The organism is Isoalcanivorax pacificus W11-5 (assembly GCF_000299335.2).
GTDB classification, from domain to species: Bacteria; Pseudomonadota; Gammaproteobacteria; order Pseudomonadales; family Alcanivoracaceae; genus Isoalcanivorax; species Isoalcanivorax pacificus.
In genome coordinates this window covers 1,089,820-1,113,409 of the sequence record NZ_CP004387.1, presented here as the reverse complement: position 1 = coordinate 1,113,409, position 23,590 = coordinate 1,089,820, and the positions used below count along the sequence as shown (strand labels likewise).

8 protein-coding genes are annotated in these 23,590 nt (G+C 65.9%); all 8 read right to left on the bottom strand.

The window, feature by feature from the left end; all coding sequences use genetic code 11:
* Positions 1-82 precede the first annotated feature (82 nt).
* The 8 genes from S7S_RS05140 to S7S_RS05105 all read right to left on the bottom strand — a co-directional run bounded on the left by S7S_RS05140 (position 83) and on the right by S7S_RS05105 (position 23,507).
* Entirely contained in the window at positions 83-3,004 is a 2,922-nt protein-coding gene (locus tag S7S_RS05140; protein WP_008737363.1) for a beta strand repeat-containing protein, read from the bottom strand.
* 161 nt (positions 3,005-3,165) lie between these two features.
* Positions 3,166-3,645 carry a DUF11 domain-containing protein gene (locus S7S_RS05135; RefSeq protein WP_008737361.1) on the bottom strand — a complete coding sequence of 160 codons (480 nt, stop codon included), beginning with the start codon at positions 3,643-3,645 and terminating at the stop codon, positions 3,166-3,168.
* 429 nt (positions 3,646-4,074) lie between these two features.
* Positions 4,075-6,711: a hybrid sensor histidine kinase/response regulator gene (locus tag S7S_RS05130; RefSeq protein ID WP_082027634.1), complete on the bottom strand. Its 2,637-nt coding sequence runs from the start codon at positions 6,709-6,711 to the stop codon at positions 4,075-4,077.
* Between the two features lie 3 nt (positions 6,712-6,714).
* Positions 6,715-7,512 carry a response regulator transcription factor gene (locus S7S_RS05125; RefSeq protein WP_082027633.1) on the bottom strand — a complete coding sequence of 266 codons (798 nt, stop codon included), beginning with the start codon at positions 7,510-7,512 and terminating at the stop codon, positions 6,715-6,717.
* Between the two features lie 136 nt (positions 7,513-7,648).
* Positions 7,649-8,125: a ribosomal protein S18-alanine N-acetyltransferase gene (gene rimI, locus S7S_RS05120; RefSeq protein WP_035204749.1), complete on the bottom strand. Its 477-nt coding sequence runs from the start codon at positions 8,123-8,125 to the stop codon at positions 7,649-7,651.
* Entirely contained in the window at positions 8,118-8,813 is a 696-nt protein-coding gene (locus S7S_RS05115) for a hypothetical protein (RefSeq protein ID WP_008737353.1), read from the bottom strand. The genes rimI and S7S_RS05115 overlap by 8 nt, the downstream gene beginning before the upstream one ends.
* A gap of 27 nt (positions 8,814-8,840) precedes the next feature.
* On the bottom strand, positions 8,841-9,452 hold the full coding sequence (rrtA, locus tag S7S_RS05110) for a rhombosortase (RefSeq protein WP_008737351.1): 612 nt from the start codon (positions 9,450-9,452) through the stop codon (positions 8,841-8,843).
* A 210-nt stretch (positions 9,453-9,662) separates the two neighbouring features.
* The gene (locus S7S_RS05105) at positions 9,663-23,507 is read right to left on the bottom strand and encodes an autotransporter outer membrane beta-barrel domain-containing protein (protein ID WP_144401597.1); all 13,845 of its coding nucleotides are present in this window, start codon (positions 23,505-23,507) and stop codon (positions 9,663-9,665) included.
* Positions 23,508-23,590: the final 83 nt, after the last annotated feature.

Genomic DNA, 23,590 nt, shown 5'->3' with positions numbered 1-23,590 from the left:
CGAGGGTTTCCGCAACCGATGCACGCACCGGCTGGGGAAACCCTCCCCTTTTCAGGAGAGGGTCTCAGGGGGGGGACGGTTATCAGTCCACGCTCACGCAGAAGCGTGTGCGTGCGGTGTCACCCGAGAGCAGGTCGCCCACGGTCCACTCCACCACCGGCGCCACGCCGCTGTTGGCCATGGCGCCTGCGCTCGGCACGCAGTTGTTGCCATCGACCGAATCCACACAGGCGTTGTCGGTGTTTTCCAGCGTGGTGAACGGCGTCACTTCGTCAGTGACGGTGACGTTGTAGGCCGTCGCGGCACCTTCGTTGGTGGCGCGCAGTTGCCAGATCACACACTCACCCGGTGCCACTTGGGTGGTCTGCACTTCGGCAAAGCCGGTGTCCGGGGTCCAGTTGGAGCCGTCGGCACAGCCGCAGTCCGCATCCACACCGGCACGCTTGAACAGACGCACCTGGCCGAGGATCACTTCGGTGCTGTCGGTGGCCGAGGACGACGCCGTGGCCGGCGCAGCGCCGTCCATGTTGGTGGCGGCCAGGGTCAGCACGTCCTGGGCGCCCTGGGCCGCGCTGGACGGCGCGAACACGGTGGCACGCAGACGGATGCTCTGGCCCGGCGTCAGGGTGATTTCCGGATAGGTATCGCTGTCGCTGTCGGCGATGGTCACGCTGACCGGGTTACCGGCGGCGTCACACAGCACGATCGGGCTGCCCAGCGGCAGGTTGGTGAGTGCGGTGGCGGTACAGCCTGCGCCCACGAACGCGACAGTGGTGTTGCTCCAGCCGTCGCCGGCCAGCAGGTTGGTGGCGGTCAGCTCAACGGTCTCGGTGGAGTTGCCGTTGTTGGTCAGTACGTGCGGGTAATCGACATTACCGCCCGGCTGCACCTGGTTGGAGCCGTCCGGAGTGACGCTGATGACGCGGTTCGGCAGCACGGTCACGGCGTCGAGTTTGCGGTCGAAAATGCTCGCGTTGGACGCCGCTTCGACGCGGAACTCGATGTTCTGCGTGCCGGCCGGGGCCTGCGCAGCATTCGGCGACACGGTCACTTCTGCGGTATAGGCGAAGATCGCACCGGCCGGCAGACTCGGCGTGGAGGTGACCACGTTGCCGGCCATGCTGGTGTTGTCGACCGGATCCAGCAGGCTGCCGTTACCGTTGACGTCCACGCCTGTTGCACGGAACACCACCGACCAGCCTGCCGGCAGGCCTGGCGCGCTCAGGTTGTAGGATTGCGCGCTGCCGGATTCGTTGGCGAGGAACAGATCGAAGGTCACGGTGCCACCCACGGCGGCGGACAGCGTGGTGACGACACCATTGGCGTAGGCATCCGCGTCGACCAGGCTGTCGCCCATGCCGGTGGCGTCGATGGTGTTGGCCAGATCCACGGCCGGGGCATTGATCGCGGTCAGCACACCCAGGGTGTCATCGGACGCAGCGGGTGAACCCACGTCATTGGCAGAGGTGGCCCGCAGGGTGTAGGCGTATGGACCGGTGCCGCTGAAGCCGGCCGGCAGTTTCGCTTTCACGGTGAACACCTGGCTGCCGCTGGCGCCCAGCACACCGGTGTCGGCGTTGCCGTCACCGTTGGTGTCCGTCAGTTGCACGGAGCCCGCAGCATTCCACAGTGTGAAGGTGGTGCCCGCCGGGAAGGCCGCGGCGCCGCCGGGCTGTTCGGCATGGCCGGCACCGGCATCGTTGAACACGCGCAGTTCCAGTACATCGCTGCCGTTACCCGCGTTGGTCACGTTGTGGAAGAAGGTCACGGTGGCACCAGAGGCGGCGCTGTCGACCAGGAAGGTGTCGTTGTCGGCATCGGCGTCGCCGTTGGCGCCGTCGGTGTCATCCGCCACCACATCAAAGAACTGTGCGATGGTGGTGGTCACCGGCTGCGACGGTACCGGCGGCTCTTCATTGCCGTCTTCGTCGAGGTCACCCTGTGCGGCGAACACGTTGCGGATCTGGGTGCCGGCGGCCAGGTTCGGATCGAAGCTGACGCGGTACACGATCGACACGGTGGTGTTCACGCCCATCACGGCATCGCGGAAGGCGATACCCGAGAGGCCGGTTTCGCCCGGTGTGCCGTTACCGTTCATGTCCACACCCGCCGGTTCATCGACCGTGGTGAGGTTGGCCACGGCGGCGTAACCGTTCGGCAGGTTCTGCCAGGTGTCGTTGTTGTCCAGCCACTGGTCGCCGTTGGAACCGAGCAGACCGTTCACCGACACCATCTGTACGAAGCTGGCATTGGCCGGGATCGCGTCCCAGATCACCACGTCGTTGGCCGGACGTGCGCCGTTGTTTTTCACTTCGAGGGTGTAGGTGATTTCGTTGGTGGCGGTGTTCACGGTGGCGGATTTGTTCACCACCAGGACCGCGTCGGCGGTGACGTTGATGACCACGTTGTTGGTGTCGTCTTCGCTGTCCCCGTCGGCGCCGATGTCGTCCACCAGGCCATTGCCCTGGCTGGAGCGCGCCAGCAGCGTAGCGTTGATGGCGGTACCTGCGGCAGTGCCGGACGGCACCGGCACGGCCAGGATCAGTTGCGCCTGTTGACCGGCGTTCAGGCTCACGCTGGTGGTCGCGACTTCACCGGCATCCGGCAGGCCGTTGTTGTTGCCATCGACGTAGACCTGGTAGCTGCCGGCGGTGCCGCCGCTGCCGTGCCCGGTCAGGCCGTCGAGGGAATAGGTGTCGCTGGTGTTACCGGTGTTGGTGAGCACGTGGGTGAAATACACGATCTCACCGGCTGCACCGGACTTGGTGCCGTCGTCTTCCAGCGTGGCCGCATACACCGGCGCGACGGTCACCACCGCCTCGTTCGATTGTGCGGAATAGCTGTTGCCGTTGCTGTCCTCGTAGGTAACGGTTGCCTTGTTCTTGATGTCGGTTCCGGCAGCCGTCAGCGCCCATGCTTGCCCAGCGGCAAACAGGACACTGCTGGCCAGCAGGCACGCGCCCACCTTCGAAGACAACACGCCCTTATTGAAGGCATGTTTCATGGCTTCTTCCTCAGAGAGTTGGATTGGTGATAAAAAAAACGGACTGCCTTGCGAGAGCGGTCTGAGACCGCAGCGGCTTCCCAAAGCCGCTCACCCAAGGCTCCCCCTTAAAAAAACGGGCGCGACAGCAGGCTGCGCCCGTGCTTCCCGATCCCCCGGGGTTACAGCACGCGTACGCGATAGCTGTAGGTCTGCACCTGACCGGGCTGGATCGCCGTGTTCGGCGTCCAGCGCACGTGGGTGTAGGCCTCGGCCGGGATAACGGCCTGCTCTTCCCCGGCTGAACGCCGGGTGGTATCGATCAGCGGCTCGGCACCGAAGTGGCTGCCGTCGTCTGCGCTGACCACGAAGCCGGCGTCCACAGCGGTCTGTGCACTGGCTTCGACGTATTGGGTGTTGGCGGGTATGGGGCCGGTAACCACCAGGCCGGAAAGCGGCTGTGTGGAGGTGTTGCGGTAGACGAGCTGGTATTCGATCACATCCCCCGGCGCCGCCTGGGTGGTCGGCACACGCTGTTCTTCGCCGTTCTGGCCGCGCTCAATCAGATAACTCTGGATTTCACTGGAAAGCGGGCCTTCGGCCCAGACAGGTGACGCGATAAGCGCTGCACAAAGCAGCAGGCCTGAAATAAATGCACGCATTGTCGACTCCGGTATTTTTATAGCCTGGTCCGGATCTTTCCCCCCCATTCCAGGCACACCCCAAAACCCGCACAGTGGTTTTTTTCACTGTGCTTACGGCGCGAATACTGATGAAAATTCAAGCAGCCGGCCTTTGCTCGACGGTCGGCGGCTTATGCCGGAGCGACTTTGTGATGCAGCGCACGGATTTCGTCGGAAGGATGGAGTTGAAGAGCTGACACTGAGGGGCAGAATGCGCCCGGACGGGCACATGGATGTGACAATTTTGTCTTTTCCAACAATTAGTTAGAACTACATTCCGGATGAGGTCTGCGCTACTGGGGAAAACAGCATGCACCGGCCGCTCACTTTCGAGCGCATTGATGCCCGTCACACTTCACTACACTGGTGCCACGAAAAAGCCCTCGCCTGGCACACCGCACTCAGTCGTCAGGCCGGACGGTCCGCCGGGCCGAGCAACTGTTCCAGTGCTGCCATATCCAGCGCGCGTGCGGCACCAAGCACGCGGCGGGCGAACCCGCTGGCTGCCGGCTGGGTGCGGCAGATTTCGTCCGACCAGTCCTCGATGTCGGACAGTGCCCCGACCTGCACAGCCTGACGCAGGCGCGCCATGGCTGCTGCATCAGGTCTTGTCGTGGCATCCGGCGTGACGGGCGGCGGGTCGTCCGCGAGGCTGGGTTCCAGGTCCAGCACCCGGCACAGTTCCCGCACCAGTGCCGACATCCCGATGGGCTTCAGCAGTATCGCAGCGAAGTCCGTATCGTCATCGGGCATGGCGGACATCCCCTGCACGGTGGCGGACAACAGCAGCCACGGCATGCTGTAACCGTCGCGGCGCGCAGCACGCAGCAACGCCCGGCCGGACAGGCCCGGCATGCGTTGATCGGTGATGACCGCATCCACCGGTTCGGCCGCCAGGCGCTGCAGTGCCGCCTCGCCACTGTCTGCCCGGCTGACCCGGAACCCGGCCGCTGTCAGGCCATCACAGAGCAGGTCCAGATTTTCCGGCGTATCGTCCACCACCAGCAGGTGCTGCACCGGTCCCTGGTAGCCGCGTACCTCGTGTGAGGCGGTCGTCTCGTTCAACGGCCCGGCCAGGCCGGGCACCGCCACGGAGAAATAAAAACGGCAGCCCTTTTCTGGCAGATTTTCGCAGCCAAGTTCACCGCCCATCAGGTTCACCCACTGGCGCGCAATCGGCAGCCCCAGTCCGACGCCCTGCTGATACCCTGCCCCGCGCTGCTCAAAGGAACGAAAAATGCGTGCACGGTCCGCCTCGGGAATACCACTGCCGTTATCCGACACCGCAAAGAACAGGCTCAGCAGTTCCGGCGAATCCCGTTGTGGTGCCACACGCCACTGCAGCAAGACACGGTCCCCACCACTGTGGCGGCAGGCGTTGCTGACCAGATTGAGCAGTATCTGCCGCAGGCGCAGGCCATCGGCCATGACCTGGCAGCCGGGCGGGTTGTCGGGATGCAACGCCAGCGTCACGTTGTGGCTGTGCGCCAGTTGCCGCATTTCGTCGAGCACGCTGTTGAGCAGCTCATCAATCTCCAGCGGCTGCGGCGCCAGCACCAGCCGCCCGGCTTCGCCCCGGGCGTAATCCAGTAATTCATCAATCAGTGCCAGCAGGTGACGGCCACTGCGCTGGATTGCGCTGGCCCGCCGTGTCAGCATCGAGTAGCCGGCGGCGGGTATGTCCTGCAACACCAGTGCGCTGTAGCCGAGGATACTGTGCAGCGGCGTGCGCAGTTCGTGGCTCAGGTGCGCCAGGAACGTGGACTTTGCCTGGCTGGCCGCCTCTGCGGCGTCTTTCTCCAGCGCCAGCTCGCGCGCCCGCAGCGCCTGGGCGCGCAACGCCAGTCGAGCTTCCGCAACCTCGGCACGGGCCTGTTCGCGCTCAAGACGAAACTGCCGCACTGTGTCGGTCAGCACGCGCACCATCATCACACTGCTGAGCAGCATGGCCCAGTTCATCGACAGGCCGTTGAGCGATGGCAACAGCCACCAGCCGAGGATCTTGCCGATGCCGTACAGCGTCACACACCAGGTCAGTGCGAAAGCCAGCAACAGCAGGCGTGCACCGGGCAAGCCCTGCCACGCCGCCCGTACCGACCAGCCTGCCAGCGACACCAACAGCGTGATCGGCAGCAACATCGGCAGCAGGCCCGGCAGGCGAGGCATGCCGAACAGGCGCGCCACGGTATCGGCCAGCAATATCCAGGACAGGCTGTTGATCAGGGTATGACCCAGCGGACAGTGATGGCGCATGTTCAGCAGACGCGTCACCAGCAGGCCCGCTGCTGGCAGCAGCAGGCTGGAAAATATCAGGCTGGCGCGCAGGTTCCAGGCCGCCGCACCAGGCCAGAAATATTGCAGGCCGTATTGCAGGAAACTGATATCGACCAGTGCGCAGCTCGCCACCAGCAGGCTGAAATAAAGAAACGCTGGCTGCCGTGAACTGAAAAACGCCAGCACGCCGTAGGCGGCAAACCAGAGCATGGCACCGAACTGCAAGGCGTTGAAAAAATCCAGCCTGCGTTCGTGATGCGAGAATTCTTCCGGCACCCAGGCACGCGCCTGCACGGCGGTGGCGCTGTTGTGCTCAATGCGCACGTACAGTGTGCGCTCGCCGCCTGCAGGCAACGATACCGGCAGCAGGACTGCCCGGCTGTCCAGCGGCCGCTGCGCCAGGGGCACGCCAGCACCCGTGTGTGCCAGCTGCGAACCGTCCGGCGCAAAAAACTGCACGTCCGCCAGCCGCGCAGGCTCGATCTGCAGCCAGCGCGTCACCGGCTGCTGCAGGCTGTTGTACAACGGCAACCGCAACCACCACACCCCGTCGCCGTGCCGCGCCATGACGCGTTCGCGCGCAATAAAGCCCTGCTGCGCTATCTGGCCCGCAGGCAACGCGCCGGAGACATCAAGGTAACTTTCGAAAGCCCGTTGCCATCCGCCGGGATGGCCCATGTCCATCGCCGGCACGGCGCAGGGCCACAGCAGGCCCATTCCCCAGAGCAGCCAGCATAATGTCCAGTGAGGCTGGCGACAGGGGCGGGCCATGAATCAGTCCTGGTTGTCGGATTTACGAAGGGAGCGACGATAATCGCTGGGCGTAACGCCAAAACGCTCTTTGAACATGGTGGTGAAGTTGGCGGCATTGCCGTAGCCGACCTGATCGCTGACCTGCTGGATGTCCAGCTCGGTATCCGCCAGCAGTTCGCAGGCGAGCACAAAACGCTGTTCGCGCAGCCAGGCGAATACCGTGGTGCCGGTTTCCTTGCGGAACAGCGCATTCAGGCGCCGCTCATTGGTGCCGACCTGGTGGGCAAGATCGGTCAGCGAAGGTGCCTGGCAGATGTCCTGGCGCAGGATATGCATCGCCGCCGCCACCGTGCTGCTGACCGCGCCCGGCTGCAGCGCATCTTCCTCTTCCTCGGTCACCGCTTCAGCCGCCTGGCGCCGGTGCAGGTCCAGGTGGATGCCGATGCGCACCATCACTTCTTCGGGAGAAAAGGGTTTGCTGATGTAGTCCACGGCACCCAGCCGCAGGCCGGTCAGGCGCTCTTCGATTTCTTTCGCGCCGGACAGAAAAATCACCGGGATGTTGCGCGTGCGTGAATCTGCCTTGAGCAGGCGGATGGCAGCAAAACCATCGGTGCGCGGCATGCGCACGTCCAGCAGGATCAGGTCCGGTTGCAGCACCGTGGCCTTCTGGTAACCCTCCTGGCCATCGAAGGCCACCACCAGGCGCCAGCGGGTCGGGCGCAGAAAATCCGCCAGTAGCGAAAGCAGATCAGGAGAGTCATCGACCAGCAGCAGGCTGACCTGCCGGGACACATTAGGGACGGTGGGTCTGTTCATGCTCGCTTTCCTGATACAGCACGCTGCGGCCGCTGCAGGCGCTGTTTTGTATTGCGTCCATCGCCGGTGAGGGACCGGAACGGGCCAAAAATAGCAGCATTCCCTACGGGGTGCGACCCACTTCCTGTAACAGGATTCAGGACGGTGACAACGGTTGCATCATCAGCACCGCGTCTTCCCGCCCGGTAGCGCAACGGTAATATCCCCGGCGCACGCCGGTGACGCTGAAACCGAGTTGCTCGTACAACGCCCGCGCCGGCGCGTTGCCGGCGCGCACTTCCAGGAACAGATAGCGGCTCTCCGGCGCCAGCGCCGTCATCATGTCGGCCAGCAGCGTCCGCGCAATGCCACGCCGCTGCCAGTCGCTGGCAACAGCGATATTCAGCAGATGCGCTTCATCCAGAACGCGGGAAATCACCATGAACGCAGCCAGGGTATCGGGGCCGGCCATGACCACCTGGCACAGATAGTCATCGCGCAGACAATCGAGAAAAACCTGTTCGCTCCAGGGGGTGAACTGGCTCTGCGCTTCCAGCGCACTGACCTGCGGCACATCGGCCGCACACATCGGACGCAGGCTCAATCCCGGTAACCAGGACGCCTGTTCAGGCATGGAAGCCCGCCCCGACCATGGCCTGCCAGGTGCGGCGCTTGTGTTCAGCCGGTTGCGTCAGCATCTCCGTGAGCGAACTGACCGCAAGCCATTCGCCCTGTGCATGGCGCTGCACGCGGAAACGCTCTGGCAGCACCAGCGCGGCGGTATCTTCCCGCGCGCAGAGCAATACCCGTGGCGTACCGCCGCGCGTCAGTCCGTTGAGGAAGGCACCCAGCGCCTGGGCAGCCTGGTCTGCGGGCAGCGGCTGGCCGCCGGGGGGACAAAGAAACCGGCGCGGCTGGCCGGGGCCGACCTGCCAGATGCGCAGCAGATTATTGACCAGTTGCTGCGCTTCGCGGCCAAAGCCGGGGGCGTCGGCCTGTTCCTGTTCCAGCACCAGCCAGACATTCGGCGTGGCAAACGCCTGCAGGGTGAAGCGCGGGCCGGCCATGGCCTGCCGGGCGGGCTCGGCAGGTGACGCCGGGGGTATCGTCGCGGGGCTGGCGGACACGGTGGGCAGCGGGGGCCGCTCAGCGGCCGGTGCCGGCTCCTGGCGCGGCATCTCGGGAACTGCCGCCACGGGAGGTGCGGGCGGCTCGACAGGCGCAAGGACCGGTGTCGGCGCGGCACCCGGCAACGGTGCACAGGCCACCCAGGGCGAAAACCCCATGGCGCGGATATAAGCCTGTCGTTGCAGTTCGTTCATGGACACTCCGGTGAGCAGAGCGGCAGTCTAACATGACACCGACGGGCGACGCAGACGCCGCGCCAGCATCACCCCGGCGGCCAATAGCGCACCAGACAGCGCGCCATATAAATGGGCATTCACATAGACCCGGCCGTCAATCCAGTCACGCAGGTACTCGACGTCATAGCCCGGCAACTGCTCCCAGATCAGCCGCCCCGCCACCAGCGCCAGCACCAGTGCATGCAGCCAAGGATGGGTACGAAAACCCAGCAGCAGCGCCATCACCAGCCAGCCGTGCAGGATGCCCGACAGCCCCACATACGGCCCGCTGGCCTGGTCAACGAACAGCATCAGCCCGCTCACCAGCAGCGGCGATACCAGCAGCCACAGACCCAGCAGCCAGCGGTCATAGATATCGGTAAAGAACCAGGCACACAACAGAAAGCCGCCCAGGTTCATCAGCATGTGCCAGTGGTTGAGGTGCACGAAGTGGGCGCTGTACAGGCGCCAGAGCTGGCCGTTGAGGATCAGGGCGCGCACGTATTCCAGATGCGGATTGACCCAGGTGTGGGCCAGGCCGAGAGCGGCCAGCAAAACTGAAAAAAGGATGAGGTAGCGCCGCAGCAAAGGGTCACGCACGACGAGCGTTGCAGACATGGGGCTGGCTTTCCCGACACGAAGGAGCCGGAAGTATATAGCATTGGCCATCCCGCCGTTCGGGTGGCGATGACCACAGCGCCCGTCCTGCCCGGTCGGCAGGATGGGTCCGGTCCGGCCGTTTGCGGATGCCATTACCAGAATTAACGGCCATTTATTCCACTTTATCGGCCACTTTCACCATGGAAAGTGGCCGATAAAGCGGCCGGGTTACCATCGATACTGCAACCCGATGCTCCCCCCCACCGTGTCATAGGGCGATGACCACTGCCCTTCCACCTCGCCGGTCACACTCAGTGCACGGCCCAGGCTGTACTGCATGCCCAGGCGGGCGATGGCGGTGTCTTCCGCTTCCGGCAGGCTGGAGTCGCGCAGGCGGATGCCGTGGAAATCGCGCTGTATAGTGCGCTCCGGCTCGAAGTCGTGGCGCCAGGCGAGCCGGGCGAAGGACGACAGCCGCGCGCCGCCCGCCAGGGTCCAGTGGCTGCCGATCTGCACACCGAGATCGGCCGGCAGGGATTCGATCACCGCATCGCGGAAGTTCACGCCAATGCCCAGTTCGGCGTTGTACACCTCGCGCGCGTCGTCCTGGTACACCTGCGTCGGCTGTACCGCCACGAACGGCGTGAGGGTCACGCGCCGCGACGGCAGGGTGAAGGCGTAGCCCGCTTCCAGCCGGCCGCCGAGGGTGCGGTTGTCGAAGGTCGTTTCGCCGGCCAGATCGTAGCCGAAACCGCGCAGGCTGCTGTGGTAGGTGACGCGGTTGCTGGCCGCGAACAGCATGGCGGAGGCATAGGCGTTGCCGGCGCGGTGCAGGCCGTACAGGTTCAGGCCGAATTCGTCGCCGGTGGCCCAGGCATCGGGCCGGTCCAGGTCGAATTGCAGCCGGCTGGCGGAGACGCTGGCGCCGACCAGTGTCTGCTCGCCGAGGACCATGTCGGCGCCCAGCACCATGGCCGTGGCATCACGGCTGAGGCCCTCTCCGTTGCTGGTGTTGCCGACCAGGCTGAGCCAGCCGCGCGGCCCCGAATCCGTATCGCCCCCCTGTGTCAGGTGCTGTACCCGCGTGCCGCTCGCCAGTTCATCGGCACGCCAGCCGTCCAGGCGTGCAGTCACTGTGTCCATCACCAGGCTGGCGTTCTGCAGCGACATCATCGGCACCGCCGAGATGCCGCCGCTGGCCACGGTGTCGTAGGCATCGTCCAGCGCCTGCACGTCCGGCAGCTGCGCCAGCAGTGCGGTGATGCCGCGCGACAGCCGGGTGCCGCCGTCACCTTGCAGGCCGGCCAGTACCGTGCCCAGGCGCTCGCCGTCGCCGCGCAGGCCGGCGGGGGTGAAGTCCGCCGTGGTGGTGACGGTGATCTCGCCGTTCTCCTCGGTCAGCGTATGGTGCAGCAGGGCACTGTCGAGTACGCGCAGGCCGCTGAGGTCGATCTCGCCGTCGGCGGAGAGGATCTGCGTGGCGCGGGTGCCCGGCCGGATGTGGCCGGCGTTGACCAGCAGCGGTGTGATGACCCCCGCCAGTTCGGCGGTACCGGTCACGTGCAGCCGGTCGGCGGTGCCGTCACGCTGGTCGAAGCGCAGCATCAGGCTGCCGGTTTCGCTCTGGGTCAGGTCGCCATTCAAAACGCTGTGCCCCACGCCCTCGGCCAGCCCAAGGATGCCTTCGTTGCGGAACACACCATCGCCCAGATCGATTTCCGTACCAGCCAGCACCGTGCCCAGGTTGTGCAGGAGATTGTTACCATCCGCCGCCAGGCGGATGGCGCCATGCAGCACACCGCTGGCCTCGTTGTTGATGCGGGTATCTCCGCCGATGCTGTGCACCACCAGCCCGGCGGCGCCGTCCATCGTGGACAAGGTGCCGCTGTTGTGCAGCTCGTTGCGGCCCGCATCAAAGTAAACCGCGCTGCCACCTTCGCCGCCGGTCACGCTGGAACCTTCGGCAACCCATACCACCGGATCATCCGAGTTGGTGGCGAAGATGCCGTGAGCGTTTTCGCCATACACCGCGATATTGCCGTTGACATAGACGTTGACCAGCCCCGGCGTGCCGTCGAGGGCGGTGTCGCTGTAATGCGCGGTCAAGCCACCGTTTTCAGTGTTACCCATGTCCAGCACCAAGCCGCCGCCATTGGCCACCGACTGGGCTACCACGCCATGGGCGCCGTAACCCTCGGTCACAACATTGCCATTCACGGTGACACTGACATTGCCGCCATTGCCGACGCCATCCAGCACCGTCGTCGCCAGCACATCGCCTTCACTCAAGGCCAGGCCACCACCGCCGCCGATCGACTGCGCCAGAATGCCGTAGGCGTAATCACCCGTGGTGTAGATATCGCCGTTCTGGGTCACGCTCACGTTCTTGCCGTGCGAGCCGCTGGCAGCGCCGCCCAAGGTCACTTCATCGAGCGACCAGCCAACACCGCCACCGCCACCGATGGACTGGGCAATCAGGCCTATCGACGCCTTGCCCTGGGTAACGATAGACGCCGCATTATTGATGCTGACGGTATTGCCCTGGCTGCCGGTATTGCCGCCCAGGGTCAGGTCGCTGACATTGAGCATGGCCAGACCGCCGCCGCCGCCAATCGACTGCACCAGCATCGCGGGCGTGAAATCCGCCGCTGTGCTGATGAGGCTGGCATCGCTCTTGCTGGCCGAGGCAGTCAGGTTGATGGCCCCCGCTGCCGCGCCCGAACCGCCACCCGATGCCCCCAGTTGCAGGCTGCCACCGAAACGCGCCGAGTCCGCCGCCAGCGCAGTCGCAACACCGCCACCGCCGCCGATGGACTGCGCCACCAGGCCAACGCTGTTGCGGCCAGAGGTCACGATGTTGTAGTCGGACAAATCAAGGTTCACCACCGAGGCGTAATGCTTGCTGGACACAGCACCATCAGCACGGCCCAGCCAGGAATCCGCCAGCGTCAGGCCCAGAGTTGCCCCCTCAGCGAGTTGTTCTTCCGAGGCGGCCACGGTCAGCGCCGCCAGACCTCCGCCGCTGGCAATGCTCTGCGCCACCAGGCCAAAGGCGTTGTCGCCCGCCGTCACCAGATAGCTGGGCAGGCTCACGCGGTTGCCCAGGATGCCGAGCGTGGCTTCGATCTCCATGGCCATGCCATCGCTGGGATTGCCGCCGAGATGGAAGCTGGCTTCCACCTCGCCGCCCTGCTCGACCGCACTGCTGGCAAACAGCGCTGTACCGCCACCACCGGCCACCGACTGCATCAGCATGGCGCTGGCGTTGTCGCCTTCTGTGTTGATGCTGTGACGTACGGCTTCCACCTTGGTCGCGCCCACGCTGCCACCGGCCTTGCCCGCATTGTCAAAGCCAAGGTCAAAGCTGACCGCCACGGATTCACGCGCCAGCAGGCTGTCATGACTGTCAATCGCCAGGCCGCCGCCCGCACTCACGGACTGGGTGAGCGCGCCCACGGCATTCACACCTGTCGTCGCGATCTGGAAACCCGTGCTCGAGGTCAGCGCTGTCCAATACTCGTCTGTCGCACCCGCCACGCCCGTGCTGCCGAGCTTGAAGATGCCTTCCACGGCCCCTGCCGAGGCGCTCCCGGTATGGCTGGCAGCAAAACCGCCGCCCGCGCCCACCGACTGCGAAATGATACCGAGCGCACCCGCGCCCGAGGTCATCAAGGCGCTCTGCTCGATTTGGTTCATGGCACCCCAGACGACCTTGTTATTGCTGCCATTGCCCTCGCCGTCGGCCGCGCCGAGGAGCAGTTCCACGGTATCCGTGCCACCCGTGCCCACGGTCTTGCCCAGCGACAGGAAGATGCCACCGCCACCGGCCACGCCCTGGCCTATCACCGCCGTCGCCAGATCGCCTTCGGTCAGTACCGAGCCCTGGAACACTACCCCCGGAGTGTCCGCTATGGTGGCGTTGGCACCACTGCCAAAGCCGCCCAACTGCCCCTTGACGTGATAATCTCCGGTGCCCGCATTGCTGGCATGAGACACCAACAGACCACCGCCGCCACCGACTGACTGCCCCAGCAGGCCCAGGGCAGCATCGCCACGGGTCACCACATCGGTCGCCGTCCAGATGAGGGCACCATTGCCGGAACGGTTGCCACTGCTGTTGTCCGTGCCGCCCAGATGCGCGGCCACGGCCACGCCGTCGGTGCTACTGGCTTCCAGCACTTCACCCACGGTGAGGTCGAAATTGCCCGCAGATAGCTCGCCCGCCACCGCCTGTTCCACGGCACTGGTGATGACCGCCGCATACCCGCCACCACCGCCGATGGACTGCGCCAATATGCCGTGCGAGGCCACGCCTTCGGTAACGATGGCCTGGCCTTGGTCAGATAGACCCGAGCAATAGTCAACGACAGGCTCGGTATCAAACGTGGTTCTGGTATCGCAGACCGACACCATGCCCGCATAGCTCTCCGCCATACCGCCGCCCAGGCGCAGCGCATTCGAGGTCGCACCCGCCATGCCTTCCAGCGTGTTGGTGGTGGCGCTGAAGGTGCCGCTGACGCCGCCGCCGCCGCCGATGGACTGCGCGATGATGCCGGCGGAGTTGGCACCATAGGTGATCAGGGAGCCGGTGTTCAGCACCGTCACATTACCCGCACGGCGCTGCAGGGAAGCCGTGTCGTCGCTGCCAAACAGGCCGCCCAGGTTCTTGGCGGTCATGGACTGCCCCCAGTTGGCGTCCACCGCAGCCTCATGACTGCTACCGCCGCCACCGCCAATGGACTGCGCCAGGATGGCCGTGGAACCGGCGGTGCGCAGCAGGTTTTCACTGGCCACGACATTGCCCGCGTTATCCACCTCGGCACCGGTAAAGATATTGCCGGTATTGCTCACCGTGACATTGCCGCCATTGCCCGCCACACCGTCGGAGCCGCCCAGGTTCACGGCAAAGGCCGCGCCCGCGTCCGCGCCCGATTGCCCGAACACGCGCTCGTCCAGCGCGCCCACCTGGGCGCCGTTTTCGATGATTTCATCGAGCGTCGTCACGCCGACGCGGGCCTTGTTGGTCGCGCCCACCGTGGCGGGCACCGGCAAGGCATCGACCAGATTGCCAAGGATACTGCTGTTGGCGTTGCCGCCACCGCCGCCGATGGACTGCGCCATGATGCCGCCGGAATGCAGGCCGTTGGTGATCAGGGTGGCGCTGCTCGTGACCGTCACCGTGGAAGCGCTTCCGCCATTGCCGCCGGAACCGCCGACACCGCTGGACAGCGCGCCAATGGCCTCGGTGCCGTCGTAGATATGACCGGCATTACCGCCGCCACCACCGATGGACTGCGCCACCAGCGCGGTGGAATGCATGCCCGTGGTCTTGATGAGATTGGCCGCCGTCACATTGACCGTGCTGCCGTCACCGGCGACGCCGCCATTACCGCCCAGCAGCACGGAGCCGGTGACGGCACCGTTCTGGCCGATGCCGGCAAAGCCACCGTTGCCGCCACCGCCGCCCACCGACTGCGCCATGATGCCCGCCGACTGATAGCCAAAGCCACCCGCGCCGGTAACGATTTGCGCCGTGCTGTTCACAGTCACGGCAGCGGCATTGCCGCCCGCGCCGCCATCACCGCCCACCGCCAGGGCAGACGAGGCGGCGAGGCTGTCCGGCATCTCTTCACCAGTGACGTCCTGATAGACACCCTTGACGCCATCAATCGAGGACGACACCAGACTGTCATCGTCGTCTTCCACTTTCACGCCAAACAACGACAGCGATTTTTTCACCGCAGTGGCCAGATCGTAATTACCGCTCAGACTGGCGCCGCCATCACCGCCGCCGCCGCCCACCGACTGCGCCAGAATGCCCGGCGCATTCAGCCCCACCGTGGTCAGGCTGCCGCCGACGTTGATCTCCACCGTGCCGCCATGACCGGCATCGCCACCGTCACCCCCGGCACCGCCCACACCCACCTTGCTGGGCAGCAGGCCAACGCTGGCCGCGCTCAGGGCAATGCCGCCGCTACCGCCACCACCACCGATGGATTGCGCCTTGATCGCCGCCGAACCCGCGCCAAAGGTGGTAATGCCGTCGGTGCAGTTGGCCGAGGTCAGGCAGTCCACATTGCTGTTGACCACCACACTGCCCGCATGACCACCGGCGCCCCCCATGCCGCCTACCGCCAGCGTCGCGCTGGTGGGGCTGTTGCCTGCGGCAATCGCCGCTGCCGAGCCACCCATGCCGCCGGAGCCGCCAATAGACTGCGCCAAAATACCGGAGGACAAAAACGCACTGCCCACCGCGCCATTTTCGACGATGCCATAACCGGTGACGAGGCTGCCGCGCTGATCAACCTGTGCCAGACCCGCGTTACCGCCGATACCGCCTTCGCCACCCACGGCCAGAGCAAAACTGAGATTGCGGTCACCGCCGTCCATGCCCGGAATCACGTTGAGCGTCACATCAAAACTGCCATCGACAGCAATGCCGCCCATGCCGCCGGTGCCGCCCACCGACTGCGCCACCACGGCATGTGACAGGAAGCCGTAGGTCTGCACCACACTATTGCTTTCGACATAAGCATCACCGGCCTGACCGCCTGCACCGCCTTCGCCGCCGGCGGCACCACCGATATTCAGTTTGTACTTCTTGGTCGGGATGACTTCCGCCGTCACCACCGAGGACACGGCCACGCCGCCCATGCCGCCGGAACCGGCGATGCTCTGGCTGACGATGCCGGAGGAAAGATTGCCGTAGGTCACCACCGGCGCATTCACGCTGACATCCACGATGCCGGACTTGCCGCCCGCGCCGCCATTGCCGCCCACCGAGGCCGCCACGCTTTTCACCAGCGACTCCGCCACACCGGCACTGATGCCGCCCATACCGCCATGGCCGCCGATGGACATGGCCAGAATGCCGGGCGACATCAGGCCGGAGGTGGTCAGGTACTGACTGCTCGTGACGTTGACATTGCCGCCGGTGCCGCCGTCGCCACCATTACCGCCGACGCCGGTCACGGCGCTGCCGAGGCTGCTCAGGCCCACTGCCGCATCAAAGCCGCCCGTACCGCCGTTGCCGCCGATGCTCATGGCCATAAGCGCAGGCGATTGCGAGCCCTGGGTCATGACCGGCTTGTACAAATCGCTGTTGGCCGTGGTCACGGTGACTTCACCGGCCCGACCGCCATTGCCGCCGTCGCCGCCAACCGAGGCCACTGCCGTACCGAGGCTCCAGCCGCTGGCCCCCACGCTTGCCGAGAAACCACCCGCGCCGCCTTGACCGCCCATGCTCATGGCGACCAGGCCCGGCGAATGGGTGCCCAGGGTGATCACGCTGCCGGTGTTGTTGAGGATGGCTGCGCCAGCCGTGCCGCCACCGCCGCCGTCGCCGCCGACGGCCACATCAAAACTCTTGTCCGTGGCCGACAGGCCCGCCGCCGCTGCCAGACCGCCCGCGCCACCGCCACCGCCGATGGACTGCACCATGATGCCTGCCGCATTGGCATGGAGCGCGCTCAAGAGCGGATTGCTCTGGCCCGTAATCAAGTTGAACAGGTTGGTGACATCGTCCGGCATTTCCTGCATATCGCCGGAGACCAGCGCCCACGCTTCCAGCGCCTGATTGACACTGGCATTGGGCACCGCCGGGACAGTCACGGATTCGGTTTCCTCGGCAATCACCATGATATTGCCCGAGTTGTCCACCCGCGCCTCGCCCGCCGTGCCGCCTGCGGCACCCCCACCGCCCAGCGCCAGGGAACCGTTATTGCTCATGCTGACCGCGCCGCTGACCGCCAGGCCGCCGATGCCGCCGTCACCGCCGATGGACTGCGCCAGAATCGCCGCCGCACCGCCGCCCAGGGTGGTGAGTGCGCCGGAGTTGGTCACCAGCACCTTGTCGGAAGACGCGCCCGTACCGGCACCGCCGCCCACTGCCACCGCCGCCGCACTGCTGCCCAGCGAGAAACCGGCGGAGACACTGGCCCCGCCCGCGCCGCCAAAGCCGCCGATGCTCTGCGCGGCAATGGCACTGGCACCATAGCCCTGGGTGACAATGCCCGTGGCATTGGTCACCGTGACCGCCTTGCCCGCGCCGCCCTTGTTGCCACTGCCGCCCAGGCTCACCGCGCCCGCATTGCCGGTCAGGCTCACCGAACCCGACACGCTCATACCGCCCGCGCCGCCATTGCCGCCAATGGACTGCGCCAGAATGCCCTGTGAATAATCGCCTGCGGTCATCAACTGACCGCCGCTGCTATCGACCGTGACCACGCCTGCCGTGCCGCCACCGCCGCCCGCGCCACCCAGCGACACGGCAGCATTTTCAGCGGCCAGCGACACCGTTGCCGCGAGACTCATGCCGCCCGCGCCGCCGTTGCCGCCAATGGACTGCGCCAGAATGCCCTGGGCATTGTTGCCCAGCGTCTGAATCGTGCCGCTGCTGTTGGTCACCGTTACCGTGCCCAGCACCTGGCCGCCATTACCACCGGTGCCACCCAGCGCAAAGCTTGCGGTATTGCCGGTCAGATTCACCCCGGCACTGGCCGAGAAGCCACCGACGCCGCCAGAACCACCGATGGCTTGCGCCACCAGGGCCGCCGCTTCATTGCCGGTGGTCACCAGCGTGCCCTCATTGATCACCGCGACTGAGTTTGCCTTGCCGCCATTGCCACCGCCGCCACCGACGGCCACGGCTGCCGAGGCATCTCCGGCCAATGCTACCGCTGCGGCCAGACTCATGCCGCCCGCACCGCCATCGCCACCGATGGACTGCGCCAGAATCGCATTCGCGCCTGCGCCCTGGGTTTGAATCAAGGGCTTGGTGGAACCACTTTTGTAGTTGTTTACCGAGACATCACCCCTGACCTCACCGCCGGAGCCGCCGGTGCCACCGACCGCCACCGACATCGCCACATCGGTCACCGAGGCCGAGCCGGATACCGCCATGCCGCCCGCACCACCGTTACCACCAATAGACTGCGCCACGATGCCCTGGGCATAGTCCCCCGCCGTCAGGATGCGTCCCCCATAGTTGGCCACTCTTGACACGCTGGACGCGCTGCCACTGCCGCCACTCCCTCCGAGGGACACACCCATATTGCCCCCCACCAGGCCGCCGGCCGCCGACACCGCCATGCCGCCTTCGCCGCCATTGCCGCCGATGGATTGCGCCAGAATACCCTTGGCATTCGCGCCCGCCGTGCTGATGACCGCACCGCCCGTAGTGCCACTGGTGCCGTCAGTGGTGCCCTCATGACTCACCGTGACCCACTCGCCCTTGCCGCCCGTGCTGCCCGCGCCGCCCGAGGCAATGCTGACCCCTGCGCCAATGACGTCGCCGGAGGCGCTGAGCGCTGTGCCGCCCGCGCCGCCCTTGCCTCCGATGGACTGCGCCACCACCGCACTGGCGTTTTCGCCCAGCGTGATGAGATTGCCGTTATTGCTCACGGTGACCGCAGACGCCGTGCCACCCGCGCCGCCCGCGCCACCGATAGCCTGGGTGGCGCTCAAGCTGCCAAGGGCCGCCGACGCCGCGACAGTCATGCCACCGGCACCACCGCCGCCCCCCAGGGACTGCGCCAGAATCGCATTGGCACCCGCGCCTTCGGTCTGGATAACAGCCGTTGTCGCCAAACCGACCGATTTGCCGCCTTTGTTGATGACCTTCACCTCGTTGCTAAAGCCACCGCCACCGCCGGTGCCGCCCACAGCACTGGAAACATTGACGCCGACCAGGGTCGCTGTGCCCGCCACCGCCATGCCGCCCGCACCGCCGCCACCGCCGATGGATTGCGCCATGAGGCCGTGGGCGAAATCGCCCTTGGTCGCCACTACGCCAGAATTGTTGATACTGCTGACACCGCCGGTGCCACCAGTGCCACCCGCACCGCCCACGGCCAAAGCCAGATTGCCGCCGGTGATATTGCCCGCCACGCTGACCGCATTGCCGCCCACGCCGCCGCCGCCGCCAATGGATTGCATGGCGATACCGACCGCGTTGGCGCCCTCGGTCAGCACCATCCCGGCATTGTTGACCTCGCCGGCACTGGCGGTGCCGCCCCGGCTTGCGCTGCCGCCCAGCGCCACGCTGGACGACACCGAACTCATGAAGGTGGCCGACCCCGACATGGCGGAGCCGCCCGCGCCGCCGCCACCACCCACGGACTGCGCCAGAATGCCGTAGGCGCCATAGCCCTGGGTGCTGATGACCGAACTGGCATTGCTGTTGTCAACATAAGCGCCCCCGGCGTTGCCGCCCGAGCCGCCGGTGCCGCCGACGGCGGTTGAAAGCGCGCCGCCCGCCAGGGTGCCGGAACCGGCCACGGCATTGCCGCCCGCGCCGCCACCACCACCGATGGACTGCGCCAGGATACCGTGCGAATAATCCCCCGCCGTGCTGATGCTGCCCTCGTTGCCGACGTCCACATCACTGCTGTTGCCACCACCGCCGCCACTGCCACCCAGAGCCACGCCCAGGGTCACGCCCGCCACGCTGCCCGACACGCTGGTGGCATTGCCGCCCGCGCCGCCGCCGCCGCCGATGGACTGAGCCACGATGCCCGCTGCGTTATGGCCTTCCGTGACCAGGTTGCCCTGGTTATCGAGATCAACGACGCTGCCCGCACCACCACTTGACGAGCTGCCGCCCACCGCCACGCTGGCCGTGCCGCCGACCAAGGTCGCCGAGGCCGCATAGCTGTTGCCACCCGCACCGCCACCGCCGCCAATGGACTGCGCCAGGATGGCGTTGGCACCATAGCCTTGCGTCCAGATGTCCGGGCTGTTACTGCCGTAGCGGGTATTGGTCACAAGGACCTGGCCGCCAGCACCACCGCCTTCGCCCGAACCGCCCACGGCCAACGCTGTGTTGACGCCCACCAGCGACCCGGAGGCCGCCACCGAGGCACCGCCTGCACCGCCGCCGCCGCCAATGGATTGCGCGATGATGCCGTGGGAAAAATCACCCGCTGTGCTGATATGGCCGCCAGGATTCTCCGCTACCACGTTACCGCCGCCGCCGCCCACGCCGCCTGCGCCGCCCAGCGAGAAGGCGACCGGTGCGCCCGCCGCCGCTGCCGCGAGGCTCAGGGCATAGCTGCCCGCGCCGCCGCCGCCGCCGATGGACTGAGCCACGATGCCCGCTGCGTTATGGCCTTCCGTGACCAGGTTGCCCTGGTTATCGAGATCAACGACGCTGCCCGCACCACCACTTGACGAGCTGCCGCCCACCGCCACGCTGGCCGTGCCGCCGACCAAGGTCGCCGAGGCCGCATAGCTGTTGCCACCCGCACCGCCACCGCCGCCAATGGACTGCGCCAGGATGGCGTTGGCACCATAGCCTTGCGTCCAGATGTCCGGGCTGTTACTGCCGTAGCGGGTATTGGTCACAAGGACCTGGCCGCCAGCACCACCGCCTTCGCCCGAACCGCCCACGGCCAACGCTGTGTTGACGCCCACCAGCGACCCGGAGGCCGCCACCGAGGCACCGCCTGCACCGCCGCCGCCGCCAATGGATTGCGCGATGATGCCGTGGGAAAAATCACCCGCTGTGCTGATATGGCCGCCAGGATTCTCCGCTACCACGTTACCGCCGCCGCCGCCCACGCCGCCTGCGCCGCCCAGCGAGAAGGCGACCGGTGCGCCCGCCGCCGCTGCCGCGAGGCTCAGGGCATAGCTGCCCGCGCCGCCGCCGCCGCCGATGGACTGCGCCAGCAGCCCCGCCGCGCCATCGCCCAGGGTGTAAAGCCACATGCCGTTGGTGCCCGCATAGACAAGGTTGCCCGAGCCGCCATTACCGCCCGTGCCGCCATAGGCCAGCGCCATGCCGTCGCCAAACAACTCGCCTTGCACGGCAATGGCATAGCTGCCGGAGCCGCCACCGCCGCCTACCGACTGGGCGAAGATCGCCGTCGAGCCGAGACCCGCCGTGGCGATGCCGTAGGCATTGCCGGCATTGCTGCTGAGCAGGGTCGGTGTGACGGTGGTGGAGAGCGTTTGCGTCGGCGTATAGGAAGTAATGTTCTGCGCCTGGCAGGGCGAATAGGTACTGGCATTGCCATAGCTGGTGCAGTTGACCGCGACCATGCCGCCGTGGCCGCCGCCGCCGCCGGAGCCGCCATGGGCCACGGCCTTGCCGCTGAACAGGGAGGCGTCCATGGCGGTAGCACCGCCGCCGGAACCGCCGCCGCCGCCCACCGATTGCGCAAAAATGCCGGCGGAATTGATTTCCGCCGTGGTGATGCCGCCCTGGTTGGCGACCGTGATAAAACCGCCGTCACCGCCGTCACCGCCGGAGCCGCCGATGGCCAGCGACTTGCCCGGCATCAGCCCCAGAAAGCCGCCGCTATGGGATTTGGCCTTGGCGCTGCCGCCCGCACCGCCGCCGCCGCCAATGGACTGCGCAAAAATGCCGTAGGCACCGCCCGCCGAGTCGGATTTTTCCACCAGCTCTTCCAGCGCCACGCCGCAGGCGCCGCCGGTGCAGATGCTGCCGGTATTCGACACCCACACAGCGCCGCCGTCACCGCCGCCACCGCCGGAGCCGCCGATGGCCTTGGCCTTATGCGCGCTGGAATAGGCCATGCCGCCCGCGCCACCGCCGCCGCCAATGGATTGCGCCAAAATGCCCACCGAGCTTTCGGTGTTGATGTTGATCTTGTTCCTGTTATCGACGTTCACCAGCCAGCCGAAACCGGCGTCGCCACCGTCCGCGCCGATGGCGTGTTTGCCGGAGCTGCCACCGGAATTGCCGCCGCCACCACCCACCGACTGGGCAAAAATGCCGTAGGCACCGTGAATGTCGCAGTTCTGGTAGCGCTCGTCGCAGACGCCGTAGAGATGGGGAGAGTTCGCCAAGGTCGCCAGCGTACCGCTGGAGGTATCCATGTCTTCGGTGATCCGGCAGTTGTGCGTCACCGTCTCGCTGCACAGCGGCAGCTTCTGGTCATTGATGGTCAGTACACCGCTGTTGTAGACCGAAACCAGGCCGCCGTCGCCGCCGGTGCCACCACCACCGCCATAGCCTTTTTTATTGACCCCGGCATCGCCGCCAAAACCGCCGACGCTTTGCGCGAGGATGGCGCTGCCGCCATTGGTGGTGATGTAAGCCTGGTTATTGATATTGGCTTCACCGGCATTGCCGGCACTGCCGCCGGCACCGCCGTTTTTGCTGCCGGAATTGGCATTGCCACCTGCACCACCAATGCCACCACCTGATTGCGCAATCAGGCCATGGGCGGTATTGACGACCTGGGTAATCAAGTCGTAGTCATCGATTTGATCGGTCTCCAGGTCATAGTTTATAGAGTAGGTATTGAAGACTTGGACGTCATCGAGAACTGTCAGCCCCACCGTGTTCTTGATCCACGCCTTGCCACCCTGGCCGCCATGGCCGCCATTGCCCGCCTTGTCCTTGCTGCCCTCGCCACTGTCCACAGAACTGCCGCCATCGCCGCCATTACCGCCCAAGGACTGCGCCACCAGGGCTGTGGCGCCATGGATGGTCATGTTTTTGACGCCATCCTCTCCCACTTCATAGGACTTTTTGTCGGATGCCTTGCCCTGATTGTAGGAAATGCCGGCCTCCGCCCCATTGCCGCCATTGCCGCCCGCCTGCCCACCCTTATCACAGGAACCCGTGGTATTGCTGCCGCCCATGCCGCCATGGCCGCCATTGGCTCCCTGGGCGACGATCGTGCCGGTAAAACTGGAGTGAGTATCTGTTGCCATGCCTGATGCTTGGTAATCCGCATTCCCGCCATCACCACCCGCCGTGGGCTTTGACCGTTTTTGGCCATCCCAGGTGGCGCTCCCGTTACCACAATCCAGACCCCGGGCACCTGCATCCCCCCCATGCGAGTAGTAGGTGTAGTAAGGGTCATGCTTGAAAGCCGGGCCGACCTCCACCAACGGCACGGCCTCTACCAGTTCGCCGTCCACCCCCTCATAGATCATCTCCCCGTTGACCCCATAGCTCAGCAAATTCCCCTGGCCGTCATAGAGATAGTCAAGGCTATCCGCCGCCGCCACGCCGGGCAGACAGACCATGGCGCAGCCAAGGGCAAGACCTGCGGCGAGCGCAGGGGTGAGGCGATGGGAAACGTTCCGGGCGGTTTTCATCGTCGGCCTTCCTGATAGTGCGTGGCAGTATTGCTGCCCTCTCCGCCGGGGAGAGGGCATCCCGCTTGCCGTTGTTACCGATT